The 12,955-nt window shown below is 74.3% G+C and carries 5 protein-coding genes; 3 read left to right on the forward strand and 2 right to left on the reverse strand.

Going from position 1 to position 12,955, the window contains the following annotated elements:
- Window positions 1–167 precede the first annotated feature (167 nt).
- The 3 genes from ACZ6MA_RS24385 to ACZ6MA_RS24395 are packed head-to-tail and all read left to right on the forward strand — an operon-like array spanning window position 168 to window position 9,080.
- Window positions 168–7,448, forward strand: coding sequence for an amino acid adenylation domain-containing protein (locus tag ACZ6MA_RS24385; RefSeq protein WP_469436059.1), 7,281 nt, complete (start codon window positions 168–170; stop codon window positions 7,446–7,448).
- Between the two features lie 4 nt (window positions 7,449–7,452).
- The gene (locus ACZ6MA_RS24390) at window positions 7,453–7,653 is read left to right on the forward strand and encodes an MbtH family protein (protein WP_469436060.1); all 201 of its coding nucleotides are present in this window, start codon (window positions 7,453–7,455) and stop codon (window positions 7,651–7,653) included.
- Window positions 7,650–9,080 carry a DHA2 family efflux MFS transporter permease subunit gene (locus ACZ6MA_RS24395; protein WP_469436061.1) on the forward strand — a complete coding sequence of 477 codons (1,431 nt, stop codon included), beginning with the start codon at window positions 7,650–7,652 and terminating at the stop codon, window positions 9,078–9,080. The genes ACZ6MA_RS24390 and ACZ6MA_RS24395 overlap by 4 nt, the downstream gene beginning before the upstream one ends.
- A 153-nt stretch (window positions 9,081–9,233) precedes the next feature.
- Here the strand turns inward: ACZ6MA_RS24395 and fes are convergent, their stop codons facing one another.
- Entirely contained in the window at window positions 9,234–10,457 is a 1,224-nt protein-coding gene (fes, locus tag ACZ6MA_RS24400) for an enterochelin esterase (protein ID WP_469436327.1), read from the reverse strand.
- Between the two features lie 117 nt (window positions 10,458–10,574).
- Complete coding sequence (gene fhuB, locus ACZ6MA_RS24405; RefSeq protein ID WP_469436062.1) at window positions 10,575–12,878, reverse strand: Fe(3+)-hydroxamate ABC transporter permease FhuB; 2,304 nt, start codon at window positions 12,876–12,878, stop codon at window positions 10,575–10,577.
- Window positions 12,879–12,955: the final 77 nt, after the last annotated feature.

Raw genomic sequence — 12,955 nt, forward strand, 5'->3', positions numbered from 1 at the left:
TCCAGCTCCTGTCCGTCCGGCCGTCGGGCCGGCTCCTCGTCCCCTCCCGGTGAGCGGGGGGTCACTCTCACCAGGGATCAAAAAATAGCTTAGGCTTACCTAAGCTGACACGCCGGGGTATACACGGCGTGCCCGGAACGAAGCCAGATATCGGGAGTCCCCACGCCATGCGTCACCCTCAGGTCGAGACCGCTCCTGCCGAACTTCCGCTGCTCGCCGCGCAGTCCGGGATTCTGTACGCCCAGGCGCTCGACCCCGGCAACCCGGTCTACAACACGGGTGACCGCGTGGAGATCGACGGGCCCCTGGACGAGGAGCTGTTCGAGCGCGCCCTGCGGCGGACGGTCGCCGAGGCGCAGACGCTGTCCCTGATCGTGACCCCGGAGAGCGACGCCGAAGACGCGGCCGGCGACACCGTGCCCACCCAACGCGTCGAGACCGGCCGCCCCTGGCCCCTGCACCGGCTCGACCTGCGCACGGCCGACGACCCGATCCAGGCGGCGGACGCCTGGATGCGCGCGGACCTCGCCCGCCCCGTCGACCTGACCGAGGGGCCGCTGGTCACCCAGGCCCTCATCCGCGTCGCCGACGACCGCTACCACTGGTACCAGCGCGTCCACCACTTCGCCGTCGACGCCTACGCCCTCACGCTCATCGGCCGCCGCGTCGCCGAGCTGTACACCGCCCTCGCCGCGGGCGAGGAACCCACCGAGAACCCCTTCGGCACCCTCCGGGAACTCGTCGACGACGAGGCCGCGTACCTGGCGAGCGAACGCCACACCGCCGACCGGGACTTCTGGCGCACGCGGTTCGCCGACCGGCCCGAACCCGTCTCCCTCGCCGGCACCCCGGCAGCCCCCGCCGACACCGCCCCTTCCTCCGCTTCCCCTTCCTCCGCCCCGGCCGGCACCGTGCTGCGGCACGCCGCCGCGCTCCCGGCCGGCACCATGGCCCGTCTGGAGGAGGCCGCCGGCGCGGTCAAGGCCACCTGGGCCGAACTCGTCATCGCCGCCACCGCCGGATACCTGCACCGGACGACCGGCACCCAGGACGTCGTGCTCGGCCTGCCACTGATGAACCGCCGCGGCCCCGCCGCCCTGCGCACCCCCGCCATGACCGTCAACGTCATGCCGCTGCGCATCGCCGTCAGCCCGTACGACACCGGCGCCGAACTGCTGCGCCGCGTCGTCCTCGAAGTGCGTGCCGTCCGCCGCCACCAGCGCTACCGGCAGGAGGACCTGCGCCGCGACCTCGGACTGAGCGGCGCCGAGCGGACCCTGTTCGGACCGATGGTCAACATCAAGGCCTTCGAGGGCGACCTGGAGTTCGGTCCGCTGCCCGGCAAGGTGCGCAACCTCGCGGCCGGCCCCGTCGACGACCTGGCCCTCGCCGTCACGCCCGCCCCGGACGGATCCGTGGGCTTCGGCCTCGACGGCAACGCCGCGCGCTACGACGGCCCGTCGCTCGCCGGACACGAGCGCGGTCTGCGCCGCTACCTCGACGCGCTGACCGCGCTGCTCCTCGACGACCCGCAGCGCCCCATCGGAGGCATCGACCTCCTGGACGAGGCGGAGATCCGCCGTGCCACGGCGGGCCGCACCGAGGAGCGCGTCCGGCGGACCCTGCCCGAACTCTTCGCCGAGCAGGCCGCCCGCACCCCCGACGCCGTCGCCGTCCGCAGCGGCGGTGCCGCCCTCACCTTCGCCGCACTGGACTCCGCCGCCAACCGGCTCGCCCACGAACTGGCCGACGCGGGCGTGACGGCCGGGGACCCCGTCGCACTCGCCCTGCCCAGAAGCGCCGACACCCTCGTCGCGATGTTCGCCGTGCTCAAGGCCGGCGGCGTCTGCCAGCCCCTCGACCTCGGCCACCCCGAGCAGCGCATGACCGCGGTCCTCGCGGACACCCGCCCCCGCCGCGTCATCGGCACCACCGACGCCGTGGCCGGCCTCCCCCCGCACGACGTGCCCGTCCTGCTCCTCGACGACCCGGCGACGCGGGCCCGGATCGACGCGCGGCCGGACACCGCCCCCGCCGCTCCGGCCCTGGGCCAGGACGCGTACATCATCCACACCTCCGGCTCCACCGGCCGCCCCAAGGGCGTCGTCGTCACCCACGCCTCCCTCGCCAATCTGCACGCCGGGCACGGCACCGACCACATCGCCCCCGCCGTGCGGCGCACGGGCCGTGACCGGCTGCGGATCGGACACAGCGCGTCGTTCGCCTTCGACGCCTCCTGGGACCCCGTCATCTGGATGGTCCACGGCCACGAGCTGCACCTCCTGGACGACGTCGCCTACCGCGACCCCGCGGCGCTCACCGCGTACGTCGCCGAGCACCGGCTCGACTACCTCGACGTCACCCCCTCCTACGCCGAAGTGCTCCTCGCGGAAGGCCTGCTGGGGGAGGGACGGCACCACCCGGCCCTGATCGTCGTCGGCGGCGAGACCGTGCCCGAACCCCTCTGGCACCGCCTGGCCACCACCGAGGGCCTCACCCCCCTCAACCTCTACGGGCCCACCGAGACCACCGTCGACGCCTACTCCTGGGTGCCGGGCGTAAACGGCTCCGCCCAGGGCAGACCCGTGCGCGCCTCCCGTGCCTACGTCCTCGACACCTCCCTGCGGCCCACCGCCCCCGGCGTCACCGGAGAGCTGTACCTCGCCGGCGCCTGCCTGGCCCGCGGCTACCTCGGCCGCCCCGACCTGACCGCCGAGCGCTTCACCGCCGACCCCTTCGGCGCCCTGCACGGCGAGCCCGGGGCACGGATGTACCGCACCGGTGACCTGGTCCGCCGCCGCCCGGACGGCACCCTGGAATTCCTCGGCCGCGCCGACGACCAGGTGAAGATCCGCGGCTTCCGTATCGAACTCGGCGAGATCCAGGCCGCGCTGGCCGCACACCCCCAGGTCGCCCAGGCCGCCGTGATCGCCCGTGACACCGCCACCGGCAAGCGGCTCCTCGGCTACGTCGTCCCCGCCGAAGGCGCCGTCGCCGACCCCGAGGCGCTGCGCGCCCACCTCGCCGAGCGGCTGCCCGAGCACATGGTGCCCGGCGCGATCCTCGCCCTGGAAGCCCTGCCCCGCACCGCCAACGACAAGCTCGACGTCCGGGCCCTGCCCGACCCCGACCCGGCCGCCGTGAGCGGTACCACCGGCCACAGCGGCCCCCGCACCGCCCACGAAGAGATCCTGTGCGGCCTCTTCGCCACCACCCTCGGCCTGGACGCCACCCCCGCCCCGCAGGCCAGCCTCTTCGACCTCGGCGGCCACTCGCTCACCGCCGGCCGCATCGCCGCCCGCATCCGCGAGAGCTTCGGCACGGCCATCGGCCTCGCCGACGTCTTCCGCAACCCCACCCCGGCCGCGCTCGCCGCCCTCCTGCGCGAAGCCCCCGCGGCCGAGGGCGCGGAGCGCCCCGCGCTCACGCCCGTACCCCGCACGGACCGCATGCCGCTCTCCCCGGCGCAGAAGCGGCTGTGGTTCATGTACCGCCTCGAAGGACCCAGCCCCACCTACAACATCCCCCTCGTGCTGACCCTGACCGGACCGCTCGACCACGACGCGCTGCAGCGCGCCCTGAGCGATCTGACGCACGCCCACGAGACCCTCAGAACGGTGTACCCGGCCACGGACAACGAGCCCCACCAGCGGATCCTCACCGCCGACGAGGCCGTCCCGCGCCTGCACACCGCACCGGCCGGGGCCGGCCTGACCGAGGCCGTCCGCCACTGCTTCGACCTGGCCACCGAACCGCCGCTCAAGGCGACGCTGTTCGGCGACGGCGGCGACCGCCACACCCTGCTCCTCCTCCTGCACCACATCGCCGGCGACGGCGCCTCCACCACCCCGCTGGCCCGCGACCTCGCCACCGCCTACACCGCCCGCGCCGCCGGCCGCACCCCCGAACTGCCGCACCGCCCCGTGCAGTACGCCGACCACACCGCCTGGCAGCAGCGCCTCCTGGGCACCGCGGAGGAGCCGACCGCGCTCGCCGCCCGCCAGCTCGGCCACTGGAAGCAGGCCCTCGCCGGCCTGCCCGACCAGCTCGAACTGCCCACCGACCGGCCGCGCCCCGCCGTCGCGTCCACCGCGGGCGCCACCGTCCCCTTCCACCTCGACGCGCGCACACACGCCGCCCTGGAACAGCTCGCCCGCACCACCGGCACCAGCGTCTTCATGGCCGTCCAGGCCGCCCTCGCCACCCTCCTCACCCGCTACGGCTGCGGCACCGACATCCCGCTCGGCACCCCCGTCGCCGGCCGCGACGACGACACGACCGCCGACCTCGTCGGCTTCTTCGTCAACACCCTGGTCCTGCGCACCGACACGTCCCCCGGCTCCACCGGGGAGGCCCCCACCTTCCGCACCCTCCTCGGCCGCGTCCGCGCCACGACGATCGCGGCGTACGAAAACGCCGACGTGCCCTTCGACCGGCTCGTCGAAGAGCTGAACCCGCCCCGCTCACTGGCCCGGCACCCGCTCTTCCAGGTGATGCTGGCCTGGCAGTCGCTGCCCGACGCCGAGTTCGCCATGGGCCCGGGCCTGAGCGCCCGCATGGATGCCGTCCCCACCGGCACCGCCAAGTTCGACCTCACCCTGAACGCGGGGGAGCGACCCGGCGGCGGCATATCCGGCTTCCTGGAATACCGCACCGACCTCTTCGACGCCGGCACGGCGAAACGTCTCTCCACCCACCTCGCCGGCCTGCTCACCGCGGCCGTCGCCGACCCGGACACCCCCATCGGCCGGCTGCCCCTGCTCGACGCCGAAGAACTGCACCGCTCCGTGGTCGGGTGGAACACCGGCCCCACCACGCCCGCCCCCGCCAAGCAGACCCTCGTCGAGCTGTACGAGGACGCCGCCCGCCGGCACCCCGGCCGCACGGCCGTCACCTGCGGGGGCACCTCCCTCACCTACGCACAGCTGTCCACCCGCGCCAACCGCCTGGCCCGGCTGCTGGCCGCGCGCGGCATCGGACCGGGCTCGATCGTGGCGCTGGCGCTGCCCCGCTCGCCGGAGCTGGTCGTGGGCCTGCTGGCGGTGGCGAAGGCGGGAGCGGCGTATCTGCCGATGGACCCCGACTACCCGGCCGACCGCCTCGCGTACATGCTCCAGGACGCCGCCCCCGCCGCCGTCGTCACCGACACCGCGACGGCCGCACGCGTCCCGGCGCACGACCTACCGGTCGTCCTCGTCGACGGCACCGAAGCCGACGCGTACCCGCCCACGGACCTGACCGACGACGACCGCACCCGGGCCCAGCACCCCGGCGACGTCGCCTACGTCATCTACACCTCCGGCTCCACCGGCCGCCCCAAGGGCGTCCCCGTCACCCACCACAACGTGGCCCGCCTCTTCTCCGCCACCGACCACTGGTTCGGCTTCGACGAGAGCGACGTGTGGACCCTCTTCCACTCCTACGCCTTCGACTTCTCCGTCTGGGAGCTGTGGGGCGCGCTGCTGCACGGCGGCCGGCTCGTGGTCGTGCCGCACCTCGTCAGCCGCGACCCGGCGGCCTTCCTGGAGCTGCTCGCCGACGAGGGCGTGACCGTCCTGAACCAGACGCCGTCCGCCTTCTACCAGCTCAGCGCCGCGGACGCCCAGCGGGACAACAGCGCGAACCCCGGCCGGGAACTGGCCCTGCGCTACGTCGTCTTCGGCGGCGAGGCCCTCGAACCGGGCCGCCTCGCCGACTGGTACGAGCGCCACGCCGACGACGCGCCCACGCTGGTCAACATGTACGGCATCACCGAGACCACGGTCCACGTCTCCTACATCGCCCTCGACCGGGAGAGCGCCGCCGCCGGTTCCTCCAGCACCATCGGCGTCAACATCCCCGACCTGCGCGTCTACGTCCTCGACGCGTACCTCCAGCCCGTGCCGCCCGGCGTCACCGGCGAGATGTACGTCGCCGGCGAGGGCCTGGCCCGCGGCTACCTCGGCCGGCCCGCCCTGACCGCCGAACGGTTCGTCGCCGACCCCTTCGCCCGCCTCTTCGGCGAGCGCGGCAGCCGGATGTACCGCTCCGGCGACCTCGCCCGCCGCCGCCCCGACGGCACCCTGGAGTACGTCGGCCGCGCCGACCACCAGGTGAAGATCCGCGGCTTCCGCATCGAACTCGGCGAGATCGAGGCGGTCCTCGCCGACCACCCCGACGTCGCCGACGCCGCCGTGGTCGTCCGCGAGGACACCCCCGGCGACAAGCGCCTCGTCGGCTACGCCGTGCCCGCCCGCGAGACCACCCCGGCCCTGCTGCGCGAGCACACCGCGGCCGGACTGCCCGCCCACATGGTGCCCTCGGCCGTCGTCCTCCTGGACCGGCTGCCGCTGACCGCCAACGGCAAACTCGACCGCAAGGCCCTGCCCGTCCCCGACCTCACCGCCGCCGTCACCGAGGGCCGCGCCCCGCGCGGGCCCCGCGAGGAGCAGCTCTGCGCGATCTTCGCCGACGTCCTGGGCCTGCCCCGGGTCGGCGTGGACGACAACTTCTTCGACCTCGGCGGCCACTCCCTCCTCGCCGTGCGCCTCGCCGGCCGGATCAAGGACGCGCTCGGCGCGGAGGTCGGCATCGGCACGATCTTCCAGGCCCCCACCGTCGCCGCCCTCGACACCGCACTGGACGCCGCGGCAGGCACCGACGCCCTCGACGTGCTGCTGCCGCTGCGCCCGGCCAAGGACGGGGACCGGGCGCCGCTGTACTGCGTGCACCCGGCCGGCGGCCTCAGCTGGTGCTACGCCGGTCTGATCCGCCACCTCCCCGCCGACGTCCCGATCTACGGCCTCCAGGCCCAGGGCGTCGGCCCGGCCACTGCCGCCGACCCGCTCCCGGCGACGATGGAGGAGCTGACCGCCCACTACGTCGACCGGCTCCGCGAGGTCCAGCCGCACGGGCCGTACCGGCTCATGGGCTGGTCCACCGGCGGCATCATCGCCCAGGGCATGGCCACCCGGCTCCAGGACCTCGGCCACGAGGTCGAACTGCTCGCGATCCTCGACGCCTACCCGGCCGAGGGATTCCGCACGCTGCCCGTACCCGACCAGGCCGAAGCCCTCGAAGCCCTGCTCGCCATGGGCGGCTACGGACCCGACAGCCTGGCGGGCAAGCCCTTCGAACTCGCCCACGTCACCGAGGTGCTGCGCCGCGAGGGCTCTCCGCTGGCCAGCCTCGACGACAGCACCATCGAGGCCCTCAACACCACCTACCTCAACACCAACCACCTGGTCCGCGGCTTCGACCACCGGGTCTTCCACGGCGACGTGCTCTTCTTCCGCGCCACCGTCGACACCATCGACGACGAGCTGACCCCCGACACCTGGACCCCCTACGTGACCGGGCGCATCGACAACACCGACGTCGCCTGCTCGCACAAGGACATGACCCTGCCCGAACCGATCGCGCACATCGCGAGCGTCATCGCCGGCCGACTGCAGAACCTGGAGAACTGACCCCATGAGCGACGCACCCGCCAACCCCTTCGACGGCGACGGAGACTTCCTCGTCCTCGTCAACGACGAGGGACAGCACAGCCTCTGGCCGGGCTTCGCCGCCGTGCCGGAGGGCTGGACCACCGTCCACGGACCGTGCGCCCGGCAGGACGCCCTCGACTGGATATCCGCGCACTGGACCGACCTGGCCCCGGCGGCCCGGTGAGCCGGCTCTCCCCGCGCGTCGCCGTCGTGATCGTCTACACGGCGGCGATGTGCATGAACGGTCTCGACTCCACCATCGTCAACCCGGCGCTGCTGACCATCGCCCGGGACTTCGGCGAGCCCGTGTCGGCGGCCAACACCGTCGAGATCGCCTTCCTGGTGGCCCTCGCCGTGGCCCTGCCCGTCGCGGGCTGGCTCGGCGACCGCCACGGCACCAAGCGGGTGTTCCTCGGCGCGCTCGCCGTCTTCACCGCGGCCTCCGCGGCCTGCGGACTGGCCCAGGACCTCCCGACGCTGGTCCTCGCCCGCGTCGTCCAGGGACTGGCGGGCGGACTGCTCACCCCGGTCGGCATGACGCTGCTCTTCCGCGCCTTCCCGCCGCACGAGCGGACGAAGCTGTCGAAGGTACTGATCGTGCCGACGGCCCTGATGCCCGCGCTCGGCCCCCCGCTCGGCGGCTTCCTCACCGAACACCTTTCCTGGCACTGGCTGTTCTTCGTGAACGTGCCCATCGGCGCGGCCGCCGTGCTGCTCGGCGTCCTCGGCGTGCGCGAGCACGTGGAGGGCACCGGGGGCGGCTTCGACCGCCGGGGCTTCCTGCTGGCCACCCCCGCACTCGGGCTGCTCACCTACGCGCTGGGCTTCGGCCCCTCGCACGGCTGGACCTCACCGGCCATCGCGGTCAGCGCGCTGCTCGGCCTGGCCCTCCTCGTCGCGGCGTGCGCCCACCTGCGGGGGGCCGCGGCGCCGCTGCTGGACGTCGGGCTCCTCGGCGACAAGGTCTTCGGGTCCGCCACCGTGCTGGCCCTGGTCACCTCGGCGGGTCTGATGGGCGTCCTGTTCGCCTTCCCGCTGCTCTACCAGGCGGCCCTCGGGGCCTCCGCCCTGGACGCGGGCCTGAGCGTCTTCCCCGAGGCACTCGGCCTGATGCTGGCCTCCCAGGCCGTCGACCGACTGCTGCCCAGGCTCGGCCCCCGGCTGCTCGCCGCACCCGCGCTGGTCCTCGCCACGGCGGTCTTCGCGGCGCTGGCGGTGCCGGGCGTGGCGGAGAACGCCTGGGCGGTGCGGGCATTGATGTTCTGCGTCGGCCTGGTGCTGGGCACGGCCGTACTCACCGTCCAGATCGCCGGGTTCGCGGACATCGCGCCCCCGGCCATGGGCCAGGCGATGGGGCTGTTCACCATCGTGCGCACCCTCGGCGGGGCGCTGGGCATCGCCGCCACCGCCGCGGTGATCGGGGCGGCCGGCGGCTCGGGCACACACGACGCCGCCCCGGGGCCCTACCGGGCGGCGATCCTCACCACCGCCGCGCTCATCGCCCTCGGCACGCTGTTCGCGCTGCGCCTGCCCAAGGACGCCCCCGCGCCGCCGCCCTTCGACGACGAGCCGCCGGCGCGGCCGTCGGAAGGCGCGGAAGCCGTGGCGTGACGGGCCGGACAGGCCCGGCCTGTGGCGGATCTTCGGCTGCGGGCCGTCGTTGCCGCCTGCGGCGGCGAGCGCCCTGCGGGCGCGTCCTCAATCGCCGGACGGGCTCAATTCGAGCCCGTCCGGCGATTGAGGACACCGCCGCGCAGCGGCGATTCAGCCCCCGTCGGCCAGCAGCCCGACGAGTCCGTCGGCGAGCCCCCCGCGCCAGCAGGCGTAGTCGTGGCCGCCGTTGAACTCCCGGTACGTCACGTCATAGCCGCGGGCCTCCAGCACGTTGCGCAGATGCCGGTTCTGCGGGAGCAGCATCCACTCCTGCAGTCCCACCTCCACGTGGAAGCGGACCGGCAGCTTCTCGCACGTCGCGAACTGCCGGGTCAGCCACTCGCTGCCGCCGTCGAACTCGGTCCCGTCCGGCCACCAGAAGGAACCCGACTGGGACAGGGCGTTGCCGAACCGCTCCGGCCTGCGGAAGGCGGCGAAGGCCGCCGTCAGGCCCCCCGCGCTCTGTCCGGCCACGACGGTGCGCGCCGGGTCGTCCGTCGCCCCGTACGCGCGCGCGGCCCACGGCAGCAGCACGTCCGCCAGCCAGTCGACGAACTCCTCGCTGCAGCTGAGGTCGGCCACGCGCCGGTCGCGGCCCATGGTCTCGACGAACAGGGTCACGGTCGGCGGCATGCGGCCGTCGGCGCGCAGATTGTCCAGGGTCGCGCCGAAGTCCAGCACGGGGCCCCACATCTCGCCGTCCAGCAGGACGGCGACGGCGTACGGGCCGCCGTCGGCGGTGTGCCCGGCGGGCAGATGGACGCCCACGGCCCGGCGGTCGACCACACAGTCGAACCACTCCCCGCGCGGCACGGACTCCCGGCGGCGGACCCACCGCTGGGCGGGCGCGTCGGGAAGCTCCATCACGGAGGACGGGTTGCGGCCGTCCCGGGCCGGGAGAGCGGGGCCCGCGGCGAGCGGGTCGGGCACGGCCGTGTCCAGGACCCGCAGCCACGACCGGCGGTCCGTACGCAGGGCCTCCTCGCGGGGGCCACGCGCCACGGAGAACTGGTACGACGCCCGGTGGTCGGCGCGCAGCCGGTGGCTGATCGCCCACACGTCCGTGCCGGGCACCTTCTCCATCAGATGCGGCGTCAGGTCGTGCGCGTGCCGGTCCTTGTCCGTGACGGTGTGCAGCAGCGCCAGGACGTCGGAGGCCGGTTCCCGCGGGTCGTCCCGCCAGACGAACGTGACGAGCCGGTACGCGGGGTCGGTGGCGTCGGCCTCGACGAGCGGTGTGCCGGTGGCCGCCGCGTACTGCCAGAAGGCCTCGATGGCGTCGGGCTTGCCGGCCTGGACGGCCGCGGCCAGTTCACGAAGTACCGGACTCTTCATTTCCATGGGCTTCCTTTTGCGATGGCAGGTGGGGCTGCGCCCCGGACCGCGCTGCGCGCGGTGGCCTCAAACGCCGGCCGGGCTGGGTTTCCGCCGGTTCGGGAAGGGGCGGCGGTGCTACACCCGCGCGGCCGCCGAGCGCCCCAGCAGCACCCACAGCAGGAACGGTCCGCCGAGCACGGTCGTCACGATGCCGACCGGCACCTCCGTGCCGTCGAAGAGGATCCGGCCGACGGTGTCGGCCAGGACGATCAGTACGGCACCCGTCAGCATCGACCCCAGCACCGGCACCCGCAGCGGGCCGGCGAGCCGTCCGGCGATGACCGGCGAGGCGAGGGCGACGAAGCCGACCGGCCCGCAGATACCGACGGCCAGACCGGCCAGGCCCACCGCCAGCAGCAGGCAGATCAGCCGCACCCGGGCGGGGTTCGCGCCGAGGGAGGAGGCGGTGGAGTCGTCGAAGCGCAGCACGTTCAGCTGACGGGCGACGACGAGGGCCAGCGGTACCAGCACGGCCAGGCCGATGAGCACGGGGACGGCGACGGAGTAGCCGCGGCCGTTGAGACTGCCGGAGGTCCAGACGTACAGCGAGCTGGCCGAGTTCAGCGAGCGGCGGGAGAGGACGACCTGGGTGACGGCCGAGGCGAGTGCCGACATGGCCAGGCCCACGACGAGGACGCGGTAGCCGCGCTGGCCGAGACCGCCGGAGACGGTGGTGACGACGAGCACCGCCGCGAGCGCGCCGAGCGGCCCCGCCCACCAGGCGCCGAACGTACCGGTGGCGCTGAGGGTCACGGACAGCAGCACGGCCGCGGTGGCGCCGTCGTTGACACCGAGCAGCTCGGGGGTGGCGAGCCGGTTGCGGGCGAGGGTCTGGGTCAGCAGGCCGGCGAGGCCGAGGGCGGCCCCCGCGGCGAGCCCGGCGATGATCCGGCCGAGTCGGAACTTCTGTACCAGCAGCACATCGAAGCGGTCGCCCGAGCCGAAGACCGCGTTGAAGGTGCGGCCGATGCCCATCTCGCTCTGCCCCGCGTACGCGGAGAGCACCACGGCCGCCACCAGCAGGGCCGCCAGGAACAGCGAGGCGAGCGTCGCCCGGCGCGGCACCAGCAGCGACAGGGACCCGCGGCGCAGGACCAGGGTCTCCGCGCGGTGCCGCCGCGGCAGCCGCCCGATCAGCCGCCGTACGACGGAGGCGCGTCCGGCACGCTGCCCGCCCTCGGTGGTGGCCGGGTCCGTCATGCCCATCGCGCCCAGCCGCTTGGAGCGGACGATGGCGATGAGGACGGGGGCGCCGAACAGGGCGATGATCACGGCGACCGGTGCCTCGAAGGGCCGGGAGACGACCCGGGCCAGCACGTCGGCGCCGGTCAGCACGCCGGCGCCGATGAGCCCGGCGAGCAGGATCTGCGCCGTGAGCCGGGGTCCGGTGACGGCCCGGGCGAGGAACCCGGCGAGCAGCCCCAGGAAGGAGACGGGGCCCACGAGCGCCACCGACGAGGCGGTGAGGAGGGTGACCGCCAGGGCGACGACGACACGGATGACGGAGGGACGGTGGCCGAGACCCCGGGCGAGATCGTCGCCGAGCGCCAGGGCGGACAGCGGGCGGGCGACGAGCAGGGCCACGACGAAGCCGACGGCGAGCACCGGCACGAGCCGGCCGAGTTCACCGAAGCCCTCGACACCGGCGAGCGAGCCCAGCACCCAGAAGCGGAAACGGTCGTAGGTCTCGGCGGAGTTGACGATCAGCACACTGGTGACGCCGCCGAACGTGGCGCCCAGGGCGGAGCCGGCGAGGACCAGCCGCATCGGTGACCCGCCGCCCCGGCTGCCGGCGATGAGCAGGACGAGCGCGCTGGCGAGGACGGCACCGCCGAAGGCCCACAGCAGATAGTCGTAGCTGCTCTGCGCGCCCAGGAAGGTGATGCCGAAGACGACGCCGAGCGAGGCCCCCGCGTTCACGCCGAGCAGCCCCGTCTCGGCGAGCGGGTTGCGGGTGACGGCCTGCAGCAGGCACCCGGCGGTGCCGAGCGCCGCGCCGACGAGCAGGGCGGTGAGGGTGCGGGGGATGCGCAGATCCCCCACGACGAGGGAGAGCCGGGAACTGTCGCGCGCGCCGTCGCGCCCCAGGAGGTAGTCCAGTACGTCGCCGGGACCGACCTCGCCGGCGCCGATGGACAGCGAGAGGGCGGCGACCACGAGGACGGCCAGGGCGAGCGCGGCGGACACGAGCAGGAGGGTCCGCCGTCCGCGCGGACGCCCGGGCAGCCCCTCGCGGCCGGCGGGGAGGTCTTTCTCCCCGGCGCCAGGGATGCCAGGGGTACCCGAGGTGGCCGGCGTGCCCGGCGTGTCTGCGGACCGCGGGTCCGCGGGGGCCTCCGGGGGGCCCGAGGTCGGGGGGCCCACGTGCGACAGAGTCATAAGGTAAGGCTAGCCTAAGCGGATTTACGGCTTTATGCCCGGTGCCCGTTGATCGCCCCTCCACTCCTCGGCCGGTC

It is taken from the genome of Streptomyces sp. NPDC042259 (assembly GCF_055582085.1).